The organism is Methylobacter sp. Wu8, from assembly GCF_036440755.1.
GTDB classification, from domain to species: domain Bacteria; phylum Pseudomonadota; class Gammaproteobacteria; order Methylococcales; family Methylomonadaceae; genus Methylobacter_A; species Methylobacter_A tundripaludum_A.
The window spans coordinates 52,678-69,068 of sequence record NZ_JAZGVT010000056.1 but is presented as its reverse complement, the minus strand read 5'-3'; the positions used below and the strand labels follow the sequence as shown (position 1 = coordinate 69,068).

Annotated in this window: 15 protein-coding genes; 11 read left to right on the top strand and 4 right to left on the bottom strand. The window is 50.5% G+C overall.

Going from position 1 to position 16,391, the window contains the following annotated elements; all coding sequences use genetic code 11:
* Positions 1–110 precede the first annotated feature (110 nt).
* From V3O24_RS08000 to V3O24_RS07985, 4 genes are all read right to left on the bottom strand, one after another.
* Positions 111–1,298, bottom strand: coding sequence for a D-alanyl-D-alanine carboxypeptidase family protein (locus V3O24_RS08000; protein ID WP_331306848.1), 1,188 nt, complete (start codon positions 1,296–1,298; stop codon positions 111–113).
* 528 nt (positions 1,299–1,826) lie between these two features.
* Positions 1,827–2,807 carry an exo-beta-1,3-glucanase gene (locus V3O24_RS07995; RefSeq protein ID WP_331306847.1) on the bottom strand — a complete coding sequence of 327 codons (981 nt, stop codon included), beginning with the start codon at positions 2,805–2,807 and terminating at the stop codon, positions 1,827–1,829.
* Between the two features lie 6 nt (positions 2,808–2,813).
* Positions 2,814–3,458 carry a copper oxidase gene (locus tag V3O24_RS07990; protein WP_331306846.1) on the bottom strand — a complete coding sequence of 215 codons (645 nt, stop codon included), beginning with the start codon at positions 3,456–3,458 and terminating at the stop codon, positions 2,814–2,816.
* An 8-nt stretch (positions 3,459–3,466) separates the two neighbouring features.
* Positions 3,467–5,101 (bottom strand): multicopper oxidase domain-containing protein, encoded by a 1,635-nt coding sequence (locus tag V3O24_RS07985; protein ID WP_331306845.1) that lies wholly within the window; start codon positions 5,099–5,101, stop codon positions 3,467–3,469.
* A gap of 291 nt (positions 5,102–5,392) precedes the next feature.
* On the opposite strand from V3O24_RS07985, the gene V3O24_RS07980 reads away from it, so the two are divergent.
* From V3O24_RS07980 to V3O24_RS07930, 11 genes are all read left to right on the top strand, one after another.
* The gene (locus V3O24_RS07980; RefSeq protein WP_104423345.1) at positions 5,393–5,929 is read left to right on the top strand and encodes a hypothetical protein; all 537 of its coding nucleotides are present in this window, start codon (positions 5,393–5,395) and stop codon (positions 5,927–5,929) included.
* Between the two features lie 3 nt (positions 5,930–5,932).
* Positions 5,933–6,679: a tetratricopeptide repeat protein gene (locus V3O24_RS07975; protein WP_331306844.1), complete on the top strand. Its 747-nt coding sequence runs from the start codon at positions 5,933–5,935 to the stop codon at positions 6,677–6,679.
* Between the two features lie 279 nt (positions 6,680–6,958).
* A complete protein-coding gene (locus V3O24_RS07970; RefSeq protein WP_104423343.1) occupies positions 6,959–7,537 on the top strand; it encodes an HdeD family acid-resistance protein in 579 nt (192 codons plus the stop codon).
* A gap of 11 nt (positions 7,538–7,548) precedes the next feature.
* Complete coding sequence (locus V3O24_RS07965) at positions 7,549–7,908, top strand: hypothetical protein (RefSeq protein ID WP_104423342.1); 360 nt, start codon at positions 7,549–7,551, stop codon at positions 7,906–7,908.
* An 80-nt stretch (positions 7,909–7,988) separates the two neighbouring features.
* Entirely contained in the window at positions 7,989–8,474 is a 486-nt protein-coding gene (locus tag V3O24_RS07960; RefSeq protein ID WP_104423341.1) for a low molecular weight protein-tyrosine-phosphatase, read from the top strand.
* A 27-nt stretch (positions 8,475–8,501) separates the two neighbouring features.
* On the top strand, positions 8,502–9,221 hold the full coding sequence (locus V3O24_RS07955) for a dienelactone hydrolase family protein (RefSeq protein WP_104423340.1): 720 nt from the start codon (positions 8,502–8,504) through the stop codon (positions 9,219–9,221).
* Positions 9,222–9,526: 305 nt separating this feature from the next.
* Positions 9,527–12,157 carry a DNA gyrase subunit A gene (gyrA, locus tag V3O24_RS07950; protein ID WP_331306843.1) on the top strand — a complete coding sequence of 877 codons (2,631 nt, stop codon included), beginning with the start codon at positions 9,527–9,529 and terminating at the stop codon, positions 12,155–12,157.
* Positions 12,157–13,236: a 3-phosphoserine/phosphohydroxythreonine transaminase gene (gene serC, locus V3O24_RS07945; RefSeq protein WP_331306842.1), complete on the top strand. Its 1,080-nt coding sequence runs from the start codon at positions 12,157–12,159 to the stop codon at positions 13,234–13,236. Before gyrA ends, serC begins: the two co-directional genes overlap by 1 nt.
* A 30-nt stretch (positions 13,237–13,266) precedes the next feature.
* Positions 13,267–14,352: a prephenate dehydratase gene (gene pheA, locus V3O24_RS07940; protein ID WP_104423337.1), complete on the top strand. Its 1,086-nt coding sequence runs from the start codon at positions 13,267–13,269 to the stop codon at positions 14,350–14,352.
* 51 nt (positions 14,353–14,403) lie between these two features.
* Entirely contained in the window at positions 14,404–15,519 is a 1,116-nt protein-coding gene (hisC, locus tag V3O24_RS07935; protein ID WP_104423336.1) for a histidinol-phosphate transaminase, read from the top strand.
* Positions 15,512–16,390, top strand: coding sequence for a prephenate dehydrogenase/arogenate dehydrogenase family protein (locus V3O24_RS07930; protein WP_331306841.1), 879 nt, complete (start codon positions 15,512–15,514; stop codon positions 16,388–16,390). Before hisC ends, V3O24_RS07930 begins: the two co-directional genes overlap by 8 nt.
* The last annotated feature ends 1 nt before the right edge of the window (position 16,391 follow it).

Sequence of the window (16,391 nt, the reverse complement as noted above, 5' to 3'; positions counted from 1 at the left end):
ACGCGGTAGACCGAAATTTTTCCATAACCCCCCATTCGACAGGCTCAGGGCGAACGGAAAAAATTTACCCCGATCCATATTGGGAAGTTATTAATGACCGTATCCTTAACTCAACGAAGTGCAACTTTTTGTGTACTCTTGGTTTTACCGGCTGCTTTAATATCGGCTTTGGGTTTATGAAAGTTTTTGCTTTTAGCCGGGAGTTTGCTGACAGGTTTTACACTGGCCTTGGCTTGATTGATGGTTTTAGGCGGAATCTTGCTCTTGTTGATGGGGTTGATGCTGGTCTTGATCCGAGTGGTGGTTTTAGGCTGAACCGCGTTAACGCCTCTGACATTGGATTTAATTCGGCTGGTATTTTTATGCTTAGGCGTATAGCTGACGTGCCTAGAGCTTGGTATTGAGCGTGTAGCGCCTCCGTTACCGCAATCAAGTTGGTAGGGCGGGCTGCCTGCTGAGTTGGTTAGCATGGTGTTGATGTTTCTAGCCGGATCGATGTTGGTTAGATTGGCGAAACTTGCATCCATTTTTTGCATCATTAGCTGGTAGCGTTCCTGGCTGGTCTTGCCGCCCATGACCACGCCGATCAGGTGTTTGCCGTTTTGATGAGCCGCGCCGATCAGGTTGAAGCCGGAGCCGCAGGTGAATCCTGTTTTCATGCCTTCGGCGCCCGGATAATTGGCTGTGAATTTGTTGATGCCGCGCAGTTCTGCGCCTTTGTAATTAAAGCTGTGCGCGCCAAAGTAGTGATAATATTCGGGGAAATGGCGCTGTGCTTTCCAGGCCAGAACCGCCATATCCCTGGACGTGGTGACTTGCCAGTTATTCGGCAAGCCGGTCGCGTTCATGAAATGCGTGTTGTACATCCCCAATGCATGCGCCTTTTCCGTCATGTTGGCGGCAAAATTTTCTTCCGTCCCGCCAAGATGCTCGGCAAGAACCACAGACGCATCGTTCGCAGAACGGGTGATAATCGCCAAAATAGCGTCTTCGACGGTTAAATGTTCGCCGCGTCTTAAGCCCAGTTTGCTGTTGGGTTGTTGCGAGGCGTGGCTTGATGCGGTTAAGGTGTCGTGCAGACGAATTTGCCCGGCTTTCAGCGCGTCGAATGTCATGTACAACGTCATAAGTTTGGTTAGCGAGGCGGGATACCATGACTGAGTTGCTTCTACTTCGTGCAAGACGTTGCCGTTATCGGCATCGATAATAATTGCGGCATGGCGGCCGTAACTGACCTCGGATACTGCAAACAGCCACACGGCATTTAAGATAAGTAGGGTTAATTTAACTTTAGTCATTTAAAACGGGTCTCAAAAAAAATCGGCAATAATGAAAGTATAGCGGGGTTTGCTGCCCGTGCAACCGGGCCACATAACGTGTCTTTAAGGGATCATATCTAGGAAAGCGTTGAACAAAATGCTTCCGTTCATGGTTCGACAGGCTTACCACGAACGAAATCAATACGTTACCGTTCATCCTGAACCTGTCGAAGGACTAAATCAGCGCTTCCCTAATTCTACTTTGTCAGATTCAATGGGCGCACAATCCAGAATCGTCATTCCGGCAGGGATTCATGTCAGGCTATCCTGCCTGACACCCTTCGGGTTAATGCAAATCCGTTCCAGACGGATTTGTGCCGGAATCCAGGCTCCAGGGATGGATTTTAGCTTACCATTCATGGCGCTGGATCCCCGCTCCCGGCGAGGATGACGAGCTTGCGTATAAGCTGACAAAGTAGAAGTAGAGCCATGCACAATTATAAACTGCGATGATTGTAATGAATAATCGGATTTCAGTTAGGGCGGTTACTCAATGCGACTTACGAACTAAAAATTTATACAGGTGTAAGGCGGCTCTCCTTGGCAAATCCCCCAGAAACGGCCAAAATCGCCCTCATCGCCGGGCTTCCAGTTCTCTGAAAACGCCTCAAACACGGTGCCGGACCAGCCTTTTTCAGCCAGTTTTTTGAAGGTCGATTTAACGACAAGCGCCTGATTTTTCTTGCCTGCAACGCCGCAGCGCTGCCCGGTATGTTTATTGCTCTCAATGCCGCCTTCTGGGCCGTTCGGCCAGCCGAACTCAGTCAATATGACTTCTTTACCGGGATAAGTCCGGCGAATTTCCTCAATCCGTGCGATATGAAAATCGGCGGCCTTATTTGCCGGGGTGCAGGGAAGAACGTCGGAATATTTGTTTTCCCACCACGGGAAAACATTGATGCCTATCCAATCGACTTGTTCGCCGAAATTGGTTTGGTGGCAGGGCGAAACGCGGTTGCACCATTCCCACCAGGTATCTATCGTGGTGATCGGTTGGGCTACGCCCGCTTCGTGCATGGCATTGATGCAACGGGTTATTTCGCCGTCAAAGGCATAGTCGTTGCGGGTTCTGACTTCGGAGCCGCAACTCAGCTTGATGATGGTTTTGGGATAGGTTTTTGCGGCCTCAATGCCCGCAGTGATGGACCGCGAATTGACGGCGATGTCGTCATCCAGCCAGATGATTGCAATGACTTTAAGATGCCGGGCCTCGGCGGCGGCGAAGGTATATTCCAGCCCATTCATGACGCCGTAAGTCATGATGCAGCGGAAAGGGGTTTCCTTGACTAATTTATCCAGCAGTTCGTTAATTAATTCTTTGGACGGACGAGCGCCGTAATCGGGGTTAAGTTTGCCGACGTAGGGGCTAAAGGCGGCGCACTGAAGGACGTCTTTCTTGCTGGATTTTTTTGATGGCTCGCGCGCCGATGCGGCTTGGCACGTAACCAGCATGATGGAAATTATAACGAACGACAGTAGTTGTTTCATGAGGCCCTACAATTTATTTTTTATGATAAAAAACGGCACAACGCAGCCTATCAACGCGCAAACAATCAACACCGCCCAAGCCGTTTGGTTCCAATCGACCGGATAAATATCGGCTTTGACCGGCTCGCTGATGCCTGGAATGCTGGGTAAATCGACATCGCCGCCATCGACTTTTAATTGCGCCTTCATACCCTTTTCCATATGTTGCGCCAATTCGCAATGCACGAGGTAGGTTTTTTTCTGGCTGGGTACGATCAACGAGGCTTTCAATTCGCCTTGTCCGTAGAGTTCAAGGTGAAACATGCCCTGTGGGTAGATATAGCCCGGCAAGCCGTGAATCATTAATTGATGGCGTATCTGGTCGTCATTGATAAAGGTGATGTTAATCCGGGAGCAGGGCGCAACATCCCATTCCTGGTTGTCGAAAGCGAACATTTTGCCGGGAAATTTCAGCGCGTGTTTTTGGCCGGCATGGATGGTGATATTGACGTCGCCGGAAATCTTCGGGCAGTCCTTGGGCAGGTTGTCGCTGTTGGCATTCATGATCATGCCTTTTTCATCCATCATCATGCTGCCGTGATGCATCATCGCCATGGTATCGTCCGCCAGCACCGTATGGGCGTTCAAGCCCAACATTATCAGGAGTGTCACTAAGAGTTTCATAGTTTTTGCCTCCGTTTATAAGCCAGCGCTATAAAAATAATCAGTCCTATGGCTAAACCGGCCGCCAAGCCGAAGATGATGATGCGGACATAATCGGGTGCAATCAATCCGGCTTCTCCGAGTAACGGCGCAAAATCGCCTTCTCCCCAGACCGCTTGTTTTTTTGCGTAATAATCCTTGTTAAATATCTGGTCGAGGAAGGCTTCATGCATAAGCGGCATGCCTTGCTCATCAAGCAAGGGCTTGTAGGCCAGGATTGCCATGTTGCCGCCGGGCTCCATGCCGTCGGTAGTGGTGCCGGTCGGTACGTGGTCATGGAACATCCATAGGCCGGGGCCGTAACTGTCCAAGCCGTTGTTTTGGGTGCGCAGGCGCAAATCGAGGCGTTGCGCCGGAGCGATGTCGAAAACGTCCCGCGTTATCTGCGATCCGGCCACTTGCTCGACGCCGTCGTAAGCGGTGATCGTAGCTTTATGTCCGTGGATATGCAGCGCCACTAAAGAACGTTGGGCGTTGGCGACATGCAGCTTTATGTCTTCGTTGTCATTGGCGACAACCACCGCGTCCCTGAGCGTATAGGGAAAGGAATGACCGTTCAGCATGAAATAATTTTCGAACGATTCGGTCATGTTGTATTCGCGGCTCATCCGGTGCGCGATCAGCCTTGGATCGTTCGCATTTTGTATGATTTGCGCCAGTTTTTTATCGACCGACTGATAATATAAGTCGTATTCCTGGCTGTAGGATTTTTGTACCGCAACCGCAGGATGACGCACTTGGCCCGCACCGATATTAAAGGTTTGCACCCAGTTATTCGGTTGATTTTCTTCGACGATAAATAGGCCGTTCAAGCCCATCATGTAATGCTGGGCGGTTTGTACGTGGCAATGATAAAACATGGTCCCGGCATGCCGGGGCTGGATTTCGTAGGTATGGCTTTTGCCGGGGAACACCGGGTGTTCCTCCATGCCGTCATTATCAACGCCGGGACTGCTTTCCCAGGCATGATCGACGCCGTGAAGATGGATGGTGTGCGGCAAATAATGGGTATTTTCCAGCGTGACATAAACCTTGTCGCCCTGTTCGACCCGAATCACCGGCGACGGCGCGCGCAGCAGCGGATTGGCGACCAGTGAGTTGAAATTTTTCAGCGCCATGCCGCTGGATTTGGGCGCGAAGACCCAAAGCCCTGGTTGGATGCCGGGGGCAATGTCGTAAGTGTTGATCAGGAAATCGCCGTCGGGACTTGCGCCGTTTAGTTCGACGACTTCCAGCTTGATGCGGATCACGTCGGGATCGCCGTCATTATCCAGGTCGTCGGTCATGGTCAAGGCGTCCTGGGCCAGATGGGTCTGCATCAAGGTCTGCATCGATACGTTATTGGCGCCTTTGACAGCTACGGCAATATCGTAAGGGTTATCCGGTTCGCAGGACGGCGCTGCCTCGATTTTTACGCCGTCGATAACTTGTGCCTGCCGCCAATCGGGATGTTCATCGGAGCAGGGCTTTTCTACCGCCGCCGTTTCTTCCGAACGGTTATAGATAGTCTCGGGCGGCGTAATGCCTGATTTTTGTGACAGGGTCGGTGCAACATAAACCGCAATAGCGACTAATGCAGGGACAAAAAGCATTAATACAAAGAGGGATCTTTTGGACATATAACAACAGCAAATGGGTGCAAAGTGCCGCTATTGTAAATGCCTGACAAGTTAAAACCTAGATGCATTTTCAAATGCGGCAAAGGTGGTTTTCATACGGAAGACGATATAGTCTGGATGCTTGGGGGATTTTAAATAACACCGTCAGGTATATTAGTTGCTATAATTCCGGCAGAATTTTAAGGGTCAGCGGATGAGTTAATTTTTATACGTGACATAAATGTCGGCCTTTATTTGTACAAATCTTTACTTGGTATTCAATGCATGTCTAACTCAAACTCGTACAACCCTGATCTTGATTGGACTCAAGTCAGGGAAACGTCAAAAATGCTCATTTTATCGGCTATTCAAGTAGAAGACATGCTCAATGAATCCGATGTCTCGGTCAATACGTTAACAGAATCGTTTACCTCTATCGTTGAGCATATGCAGTGTATCAATGAACACTTGCTTGCGCTTGATCCTTGTAAGGTCAGGGAGGACGCGCTAGCTTGCTGCGCGGAAACAACCGGCAAAATCCAGGCCTCCATTATCGCTTTCCAGTTTTATGATCGGATGCAGCAATGCTTGCAGCATGTCACGTTAAATCTAAAAGGCTTGTCTGAGCTGGTGGAAGACCCCGATCGTCTTTATAACCCGACCGAATGGCGGCAATTTCAGCATGAAATCCGTTCCCGATATACGATGGAGTCTGAAAAACTGATGTTCGACGCCATCGTGCATGGCAAGTCTGTAAAGGAAGCGCTTGCGATAAAAAGTGCGCATCAGGAAGATCAGTCCGACAATATAGAGCTTTTTTAATAAATGATCTCAGTTAAACGATTAATTGTCCTTTGCGTTTTGCCGTCTTTTCTGGTCGGTTGTGCCGAATTTTACGGTTCACAGCCACCGGCTCCGGTATATGACGGCAAACCTCAGACCCCAAAGTCTTCTGCCGGCGCACAAAAAAAGAGCAAGTCGCGTAGCGCGCAGTCTGTTCCGTCCAAGGAAGTTGTTAAAACGCAGCCGCTTAAGGAGTTTTCGGAAATAAAGTCAGAGCCATTGCCGCCGACAGAGCAGGCAATACAGCCGTTTTCAGAGTCGACGCCCGTCGATACGCAAGCCCCTGCATCGCCCTCTCCGGTAGAAGCGCAGACGCAGCCGTTGCCCTCATCTGTAGAAGTACAGACGCCGCCGGCGCCTCCCGCTCCTGAATTGACGCCGTTTGAGCCGATAGAGGCTACAGCTCCGTTGTCGCCTGTCGTCAACGCTTTAGTCTCGGCGGCGAATCAAAACACTAAGTCGGGCGACCTTGATTCGGCGGCCGCTGCTATTGAGCGGGCCATCAGAATTGAACCGAGAAATGCGACTTTGTTTTATAAATTAGCGTTATTGAGATTAAAACAATCGAAGCCGCGTTTGGCTGAAGATCTGGCAAAAAAATCCGCGCTACTGGCCTCTACTGATAATACGTTGAAAAAACACTGCTGGTTATTGATAGCCCATGCTAGAGAAATACAGCAGGACTTTGCGGGTGCAAAGGAAGCACGGTCGAAAGCTGACAGTTTCTAGCGTTTTTCCGTCATTACAAACGCAATTCCCCTGCATCAGCCGTGTTTCTATCGCGGCTGATCCATATCAACAGCCTTGACATTAGCGGTCAAGGCATAGCATGCCGACAAACAGGCAACGATGCCGGCGACGCGGCGAACTCATAAACCGGGAAAAATAGCTGTTGCACCAGCTCAGTGTTGGTGCATCATACAGCCTGATTTTTGACTCATTACCTATTGTTAGAAAAGCTACAGTCCAAGGCTGTAAATATTTTTTAAATATGTCAGGAGAAAAGCCATGAGTAAACTAGATGACATCAATATCGAAATACAACACATGCAGCGGCAAATGCAGCAATATTTGCAAACGCATTGGCGACTATTTCTGACCGAAGGCGTGTTCTTTATTTTTCTCGGGCTTTGCGCGATAGTGATCCCGCAGTTTTTTACGGTGGCGACAGTCATATTTTTAGGCTGGATTTTGCTGCTCGGCGGGATTGTCCATGTTAGCCGGGCCTTTATATTTTCAAACATGCCCGGCCTTGGCTGGTGGCTATTCATGGGTGTCTTGCAGGTTATTGTCGGCTACTTGTTTATCACCAGGCCGGTTGCAGGGGCGCTGACATTAACGATGTTGATAACCCTGTTTTTTGCACTGGAAGGTGTTGCCAAAATTTCGCTGGCATTCATGATGCGTCCTTTGGCTAACTGGAAGTTAATTCTGTTCAGTGGTGTTACGGCCTTGGTTTTTGCATTGATTATCTGGATGAGTTGGTCTGAAACAGCGCATTGGCTGCTGGGCTTGTTTTTAGGTATCAATATGGTTTTTCTGGGTTGGTCTCTGGTTAGAATAAGCCTGCACTATAAAGCCCAATAAACTGCTTTTTTATGCAGTACAAACATAATAATAGACTGGCTGCAAAGGTGCTGATAGCCGGTGCGGCCATCGCCATACTGAGTTATTTGTTTTATCCCGGCGCCGGGCAGCTCGGCGTGATGCTCAACGGCGATGCGGTCGCAGAGCCGCTGGTTCGTTTTGCTGCTGTGCCGACATTTTTGTTGGTCATGATCATTACCGGCATATTGATGGTGCTGCTGTTTTTAGGCGTCGGCGTGTTTATGTTGTTGTGTGCGATATTTGTTGCATTGACAGGGGTTTTTATTATGGCTCCCTCTTTCTGGCCGGTGCTGGTTATTATTGTGTTGATGATAGCGTCGATGATTGCAGGCAATGGCAATAAAGGCTGAGTTCGCAGGATATGCCTATTTTTCCATCCAAGCGTTACAATATGCGTTATTAGGATTAACTTACCGGTCTTATATTCAATATGGAAAAAATAAAGGTTCTTTTCGTTTGCATGGGCAACATCTGCCGCTCGCCCACGGCTGAAGGCGTTTTTACAAAGCTGATCAAGGAACATGATCTGGAAACGCATTTTGCTATCGATTCAGCCGGTACGCATGCGCATCATACCGGTAATGAGCCGGACTTGCGGGCACAATCGGCCGCTCTTGAGCGCGGCATCGATTTATCCCATTTGCGGGCCAGACAAGTCACTTATGGCGACTTCGAGGATTTCGATTTTTTATTGGCGATGGATGATGAAAACTATTCAATCCTGATCAACGCCTGCCCCGAACACCATCAAGCCAAAATTAAATATTTCCTTGATTACGCTCCGCATTTGAATGAACGCCAAGTGCCGGATCCCTATTATGGCGGTCAATACGGCTTTGAACGGGTGTTGGACATGGTGGAAGAAGCCTCCGCCGGTTTTTTAAAAGCCTTGCGCGAATCGGGCGGCATAAAATAACAACGACTTAGTAACGAGAGTAATGCCATGACAATAATATCGAATACCGTAACTTATCTGGATGGCGACGTGGTGCTGGAAGCCTTTTTTGCATTTGACGATGCGCTTTCAGGCCGCAGGCCGGCGGTTTTAATCAATCATACCTGGGTCGGACGGGACGAGTTTGTCGCCGAAAAGGCCAAAAAACTTGCTGCTTTGGGCTATGTCGGCTTTGCGGTCGATATGTACGGCAAAGGCGTTTTAGGCTCCGGCCCGGAACAAAACATGAAGCTCATGCAGCCTTTTATGGATGACCGGGCTATGCTGCAACAGCGCATGAAAGCGGCTTTGGCGGCGGTGAAGCTGATGCCTTGGGTTGACGACAGTAAAATCGCCTCGATCGGTTTTTGTTTCGGCGGCTTGTGTTCGCTCGATTTGGCCAGAACCGGCGCCGATATTAAAGGCGTAGTTAGTTTTCATGGTTTGCTGGTACCGCCCGGCAATACGCAGGGTACCGCCATCAAGGCAAAGATCCTGGCTTTGTGTGGACGGGACGATCCGCTGGTTCCGGCTGAACAAGTGCTTGCTTTCGAACAGGAAATGACCGAAGCAGGCGCGGACTGGCAGCTGCATGCTTACGGCAACACCATGCATGCCTTCACCAATCCGCTGGCCAATGATCCGGCATTCGGCACTGTTTATCAGCCCGATGCGGACCGGCGTTCCTGGACCGCGATGCAAAATTTCTTAACTGAAATATTCGCTTGACGAAGTGTGTTAACGCGGTATTTCGCGGCGCCAGAAAAAGGATTATTCCAAAACGCTGCAATGGCGGCGCTTACCCCAGTCGTCATGAATAAAACACTATCGGCTTCGACACTATTCAGACAATTTGCTATAATTACCAGCTTATTTCATGCCATATAGTCGTCACGCTTACGGCTGCACGGATGCGGCGGATAGGATCGCAGGAGCAATTGCCGTAACAAGGAAACCAGGAAAAAGTGTGTTCGAACTTAAGTCACGAAACCATGCCGGTATGTATTAACGGCACACTGTGTATATAGGGATCAATGTCAAACTTCGCTAAAGAAATAATACCTGTCAATCTCGAAGACGAGATGAAGCAGTCCTATCTCGATTACGCCATGAGCGTTATCGTCGGTCGAGCCCTTCCAGATGTCAGAGACGGCCTTAAGCCGGTTCACCGCCGTGTATTGTATGCGATGAGCGAGTTGGGCAACGACTGGAATAAACCTTATAAAAAATCGGCGCGTGTGGTTGGTGACGTGATCGGTAAATATCATCCTCACGGCGATACTGCGGTTTACGACACGATGGTGCGGATGGCGCAGGATTTTTCGATGCGCTACATGCTGATCGACGGGCAGGGCAATTTCGGTTCGGTCGACGGCGATTCGCCTGCGGCGATGCGTTATACCGAAGTGCGCATGGCGAAAATCGCCCATGAATTGATGGCCGACCTGGACAAGGAGACAGTCGATTTTGCGCCGAACTATGACGAATCGGAATCCGAACCCAAAGTATTGCCGACACGGGTGCCGACTTTGTTGGTTAACGGCTCGTCCGGCATCGCGGTGGGCATGGCGACCAATATTCCGCCGCATAATTTATCCGAAGTGATCAGCGCCTGTCTGGCGATGATAGACCAACCCGATCTGACCGTACATGAGTTGATGGCTCATATCCCAGGGCCTGATTTTCCTACCGCAGCCATTATCAACGGCGCTTCCGGCATCTACAGCGCTTACACCACCGGACGCGGCAAGATTTATCTGCGCGCGCGCTGTCATTTCGAGGACATCGGCGACAGCAGCCGGCAGGCGATTATCGCGACCGAGTTGCCCTATCAGGTCAACAAAGCCAGGTTGCTGGAGAAAATTGCCGAGCTGGTCAAGGAAGGCAAGCTTGAAGGCATTTCCGGTTTGCGCGACGAATCGGACAAAGACGGCATGCGCATGGTGATTGAACTGCGCCGCGGCGAAGTGCCGGAGGTGGTGTTAAACAACCTGTACAAGCAGACGCAATTCCAGACCGTGTTCGGCATCAATATGGTCGCGCTGCTGGATGGCCGTCCGCACTGCATGAATCTCCGCGAGATTATCAGCGCCTTTATCAATCACAGACGGGAAATTGTCACCCGCAGAACGATTTACAACCTGCGGAAAGCCAGGGAAAGGGCGCATATCTTGGAAGGGCTGGCGGTTGCGTTAGCCAATATCGACGAAATGATTGCGCTGATTAAGGCGGCCGCCACACCGGCTGACGCGAAAGTCGGCTTGCTGGAAAAGAGCTGGGATGCAGGACTGGTTGCGGCGTTGCTGGATCGCGCCGATGCGGATCGTTCCAGGCCGGAAGATTTGGGTATGGAGTTCGGCATTCATGACGGAATTTACCGCCTGTCGGAAACCCAGGCCCAGGCCATTCTTGAGTTGCGCCTGCATCGCTTGACCGGTCTGGAACAGGACAAGATCGTCAATGAATACAAGCAGTTGCTGGAGCAGATTGACGAATATCTGTTTATTCTGGGTAGCGATGTGCGTTTGATGGAAATTATCAGGGAAGAATTGGTCGCTATTAAGGAGCAGTATTCCGACGAACGGCGCACCGAAATCATCCAGAATCATTCGGATTTATCCGATGAAGACCTGATTACCGAGGAAGATATGGTCGTTACCATGTCGCACGAAGGCTATGTCAAGTCCCAACCGCTCAGTGATTACAAGGCGCAACGGCGCGGCGGCCGCGGCAAATCTGCGACGCAAACCAAAGAACAGGATTATGTCGACAAGCTGATCGTCGCCAATACCCACGATACTATTTTGTGTTTCTCCTCTCGGGGCAAGGTTTACTGGCTAAAAGTCTATCAGTTGCCGGTTGCAAGCCGGGCGGCCAGGGGCAAACCTTTCGTCAACCTGCTGCCGCTGGAAGAAGGCGAAAAAATCAATGCGATGTTGCCGATCCGCGAATTTACCGACAGTAAGTTCATCTTTATGGCGACAACGGCGGGCACCGTTAAAAAGACCCCACTAAAAGAATTCGAGAACCAACGCGCTAACGGTAAAATCGCGATCGATTTAAGGGAAGGCGATACGCTGGTCGGCGTTGCGGTGACCGACGGTCATCAAAACGTGCTGTTATTCAGCAGTACCGGCAAGGCAGTCTGCTTTAATGAAGAAGATGTACGTTCGATGGGTAGAACGGCGTCCGGGGTGCGAGGAATTCGCTTGCAGGAAGGGCAAAAAGTCATTTCGCTGATTATCGCGACCGAAGGCACGGTGCTGAATATCACCGAGAACGGTTTCGGCAAGCGGACCAAGCTGGAAGAATTTACCTGCCATAAGCGCGGCGGCCAGGGGCTGATTGCGATACAAACGTCAGCGCGCAACGGCGCCGTGGTTGGTGCGGTACTGGTCAACGACCATGACGAAATCATGCTGATTACCGACGGCGGCACCTTGGTGCGCACCCGGGTTGACGGCATTTCGGTGGTTGGCCGAAACACCCAGGGCGTGACGATTATCAAGCCGGACAAGAATGAAAAAGTAATCGGCGTTGACCGTATCGAAGGCTTGGCCGGGGTCGATGACGCCGACGATGAGCTTTCAGACGATGCCGAGTCGGAATTAGATGTATCGGATGAAACAACAAATGACGATAGTGAATCAGGTGAGGAATCGTAATGTCCAGAGTTTATAATTTTAGCGCAGGCCCGTCTGCATTCCCTGAGTCGGTATTAAAGCAAGCACAGCAGGAAATGCTGGAATGGCGGGATAGCGGCATGTCGGTTATGGAAATGAGCCATCGCGGCAAGCATTTCTCAATTATTGCCGAAGAGCTGGAAAGCGATTTAAGAGCGCTGCTGGCTGTTCCTGATAACTATAAGGTCCTGTTCCTGCAAGGCGGCGCATCGGCGCAGTTTTCGCTGATACCGCAAAATATCCTGAACGGCAAAAGCAAGGCCTGTTACCTGAAAACCGGCGCATGGTCGGAAAAGGCCATCAAGGACGCAGGGGCTTATTGCGATGCGGCGGTCAGCGCCAGTTCGGAAGATACAAAATTCACTTCGATTCCCGATGCTGCAAGCTGGGCCATCGACAGTCAGGCGGCTTATCTGCACTATACCTCGAATGAAACTATTCATGGCGTGGAGTTCCAGACTTGCCCCGACAGCTTTGGTCTGCCGCTGGTGTCGGACATGTCGTCGAACATCTTATCGCGGAAGATCGATGTCAGTCAGTACGGCTTGATTTATGCCGGAACCCAGAAAAACATGGGGCCTGCCGGCGTCACCGTGGTAATCGTCCGGGATGATCTGGTCGGCCATGCGCCTAAAACCGTGCCTCCGGTTTTCAACTATGCGGAGCAGGCTAAAAACCAATCGATGCTGAATACGCCGGCAACTTATAGTTGGTATCTGTGCGGATTGGTGCTGAAATGGTTAAAAGAGCAGGGCGGTGTTGACGGTATCGAGCAACGCAATATCGCTAAAGCGGCGAAACTCTATCAGGCCATCGACCAGTCGGCTTTGTATTCCAATCCGGTAGAAACAGCGTCGCGTTCGCGGATGAATGTGCCGTTTATTCTGGCCGATGAAAGTCTGGATAAGCCGTTTTTGGCTGCTGCGGAAGCTAATGGCTTGTTCGAGTTGAAGGGGCATCGTTCAGTGGGCGGTATGCGGGCAAGTATTTACAATGCGATGCCGGAGGCCGGTGTGCAGGCCTTGATTGATTTCATGGCAGAGTTTGAACGTACTCATTAATCGAAAACCTAACAATTGAATCAGGCCGCTATGCCATCCGTCACCCCACTTTCAGAATTAAGAGACAAAATTGATGCAATCGATAAGCAGATTCTGCAATTGATCAATCAACGCGCGTCTTACGCAATGGAAGTTGCCAAAACCAAGATTGCGCAGGGTGAGCAAGGGTCGTTTTACCGCCCGGACCGCGAGTCATTGGTGTTGCGGCGCATCAAGGACTTGAATCAGGGGCCTTTATCGGACGATACGGCGGCTCATTTTTTCAGGGAATTGATGTCGGCATGTTTGGCGCTGGAAAAACCGCTGGATGTGGCGTATTTAGGCCCTGAGGGTACATTTACCCAGCAAGCCGCGATCAAGCATTTCGGCTCCGCGGTGAAAACCGTGCCGGCGGCAACCATTAACGATATTTTTAATGCGGTGGAGAACGGCAACTGCCAGTTCGGCGTCGTGCCGGTCGAAAATTCCACCGAAGGCGTTATCAGCCATACGCTGGACCGTTTTTTGAATTCGCCGCTGAAAATTTGCGGCGAAGTCGAAATCAGGGTGCATCAAAACCTGTTAGGGCTGGTTGACAGCCTGGATCAAGTGACCGAGGTGTTTTCCCACCAGCAATCCCTGGCGCAGTGTCGGCAATGGCTGGATAACCATTTGCCGAACGCCAAGCGGACTGCGGTCAACAGCAACACCGAGGCCGCAAGATTAGCGTCAACCAATAAAAGGGCCGTTGCAATAGCGGGCATCGTTGCCGCTGAAATTTATCAATTGAATGTCATCGAAAAAAATATCGAAGACGAATCCAATAATACCACCCGTTTTATCATTATCGGGCAGCAAATATCCGCTTCCACCGGCAACGACAAAACCTCGTTGGTCGTTTCCACGGGCAACCAGCCCGGCGCGCTGTACCGGATATTGGAGCCTTTTGCGAGATTTAATATCGGCATGGTGCATATCGAGTCCAGGCCGTCACGCCAGGGATTATGGGACTATGTGTTTTTTATCGACATTGAAGGCCACAGTGAAGATGACGATGTCGCTAAGGCTTTGGCAATATTGAACGACAACGTTAACATGCTGAAGCTTTTGGGTTCTTATCCTAAAGCCGTACTCTAAAATTTCTTTCTCATTCTTCGAGTGAGTATTACAAGCTCTCAAACAAATACCATGAACAACGCTGATAAAATCTATAACCTTGCCGTGTCCGGCGTACAAAAGCTGATTCCTTATACGCCCGGCAAGCCGATCGAAGAACTTGAGCGCGAGTTGGGGCTTTCCAACATCATAAAGCTTGCGTCTAATGAAAATCCTTTAGGGCCTGGAAAAAAAGCCTTGGCTGCGATACAAGCGACTTTAAAGGACTTGGCCTTGTACCCGGACGGCAACGGCTTTAATTTAAAGCGCGCATTAGCCGACAAGTATGCAGTCGACATGAGCCAGATTACATTGGGCAACGGCTCCAATGAGATTCTGGAGCTGGTGGCCAGGGCGTTTTTAACGCCGGAGCTTGAGGTGGTTTTTTCGCAGCATGCTTTTGCCGTGTACCCAATCGTAACTCAAGCGGTCGGTGCTACGGCGGTTGTAGCTCCTGCATTGGATTACGGTCACGATCTTGGCGCGATGCTGCAAAGAGTGACCGACAAAACACGGCTGGTATTTATAGCGAATCCCAATAATCCAACCGGCACATTGCTGAATCACGCCTACTTGGAAGCATTTATTGGAGCGCTGCCGGACACTTGCGTGTGCGTGCTCGATGAGGCCTATTGCGAATTTGTCGGTGACGGTAGTGCGGACAATTCAATCGCCTGGCTGAAAAAATATCCGAATCTATTAATTACCCGCACCTTTTCCAAGGCCTACGGCCTGGCCGGATTGCGCGTCGGCTATGGCTTATCCAGTCCGCAATTGGCCGACATCCTGAACCGGGTGCGCCAGCCTTTCAATAATAACATGCTGGCCTTGGCCGCCGCCGAAGCGGCGTTGACGGATACCGAGCACTTGCAAAATACCATTGCGGTTAATGCACAAGGCATGCAGTTTATCACCGAAGGCTTTAAAAAATTGGGTCTGGAATGGATTCCATCGGCAGGTAATTTTGTGCTGGTTGACTTGAAACAGCCGGCAATGCCGATTTATGAGGCTTTGTTGCGCAAAGGGGTTATCGTCAGGCCGGTTGGGGTCTATGAATTACCCAATCATCTGCGCATTACTATAGGCACACAGGCGGAAAATCAGCTGTTTTTACAGGCATTAACCGAAGTTCTATCGGGCAATGTTTAACCGGCTTTGCATTATCGGCGTCGGCCTGATTGGCGGGTCTATAGCCCGCGCGGCAAGGCAGCAGGGTTTATGCAACAACATAGTCGGGTATGGAAGAAAGCTCGATGAGCAAAACCTGAAAACGGCAAAAAGCCTGGGCGTCATTGACGACTATACGCTGGAGCTGGCGCAGGCCGTTCAAGGCGCCGATTGCGTGGTGATTGCGACGCCGGTTGCAAGCATCGAAAGCATTTTTGCCCAGCTTAAGCCGTTGTGGTCGGATGATGCGATTTATACCGATGTCGGCAGCACCAAGGGCAGTGTAATCGCCGCAGCACAGAAGGTTTTCGGTGTCGTGCCGGATAACCTGGTTCCGGCTCATCCGATTGCCGGAGCCGAGAACAGTGGCGTGACCGCGTCGGTCGATGATTTATTTCTGAACAAGCGCCTGATCATCACACCAGCCGACAATGCCAGCCCCGAAGCGGTGCAAAAAATTCAAGTCTTCTGGGAACGGCTGGGCTCGCTGGTGTCAGTGATGGATGTGCAGCATCATGACAGCGTGTTGGCCGCAACCAGCCATTTGCCGCATATTCTGGCCTTTGCGTTGGTCGACATGCTCGGTCATAAAGACGAGCAGAGCGAGATTTTTCAATATGCGGCCGGCGGATTCAAGGATTTTACCCGGATTGCGTCCAGCGACCCGACGATGTGGAAGGACATTTGCGCCGCCAATAAAGACGAAATCATCCCTTTAATCGAGCAGTTGAAGGGAGAATTGGATAAAATACAACGTTTGCTGGAAACGAATGATAGCCAGCAGCTTTTTGAAACCTTTACGTATGCCAAAAACGCACGGCAACGCTTTCTTGACCAGTTCGATAATAATTAAT

Bases quoted from the DNA above. Each gene is read 5' to 3' on its own strand.
- V3O24_RS08000 (WP_331306848.1), bottom strand. From the start codon at position 1,298: ATGACTAAAGTTAAATTAACCCTACTTATCTTAAATGCCGTGTGGCTG.
- V3O24_RS07995 (WP_331306847.1), bottom strand. From the start codon at position 2,807: ATGAAACAACTACTGTCGTTCGTTATAATTTCCATCATGCTGGTTACG.
- V3O24_RS07985 (WP_331306845.1), bottom strand. From the start codon at position 5,101: ATGCTTTTTGTCCCTGCATTAGTCGCTATTGCGGTTTATGTTGCACCG.
- V3O24_RS07980 (WP_104423345.1), top strand. From the start codon at position 5,393: ATGTCTAACTCAAACTCGTACAACCCTGATCTTGATTGGACTCAAGTC.
- V3O24_RS07975 (WP_331306844.1), top strand. From the start codon at position 5,933: ATGATCTCAGTTAAACGATTAATTGTCCTTTGCGTTTTGCCGTCTTTT.
- V3O24_RS07970 (WP_104423343.1), top strand. From the start codon at position 6,959: ATGAGTAAACTAGATGACATCAATATCGAAATACAACACATGCAGCGG.
- V3O24_RS07965 (WP_104423342.1), top strand. From the start codon at position 7,549: ATGCAGTACAAACATAATAATAGACTGGCTGCAAAGGTGCTGATAGCC.
- V3O24_RS07960 (WP_104423341.1), top strand. From the start codon at position 7,989: ATGGAAAAAATAAAGGTTCTTTTCGTTTGCATGGGCAACATCTGCCGC.
- V3O24_RS07955 (WP_104423340.1), top strand. From the start codon at position 8,502: ATGACAATAATATCGAATACCGTAACTTATCTGGATGGCGACGTGGTG.
- gyrA (WP_331306843.1), top strand. From the start codon at position 9,527: ATGTCAAACTTCGCTAAAGAAATAATACCTGTCAATCTCGAAGACGAG.
- serC (WP_331306842.1), top strand. From the start codon at position 12,157: ATGTCCAGAGTTTATAATTTTAGCGCAGGCCCGTCTGCATTCCCTGAG.
- pheA (WP_104423337.1), top strand. From the start codon at position 13,267: ATGCCATCCGTCACCCCACTTTCAGAATTAAGAGACAAAATTGATGCA.
- hisC (WP_104423336.1), top strand. From the start codon at position 14,404: ATGAACAACGCTGATAAAATCTATAACCTTGCCGTGTCCGGCGTACAA.
- V3O24_RS07930 (WP_331306841.1), top strand. From the start codon at position 15,512: ATGTTTAACCGGCTTTGCATTATCGGCGTCGGCCTGATTGGCGGGTCT.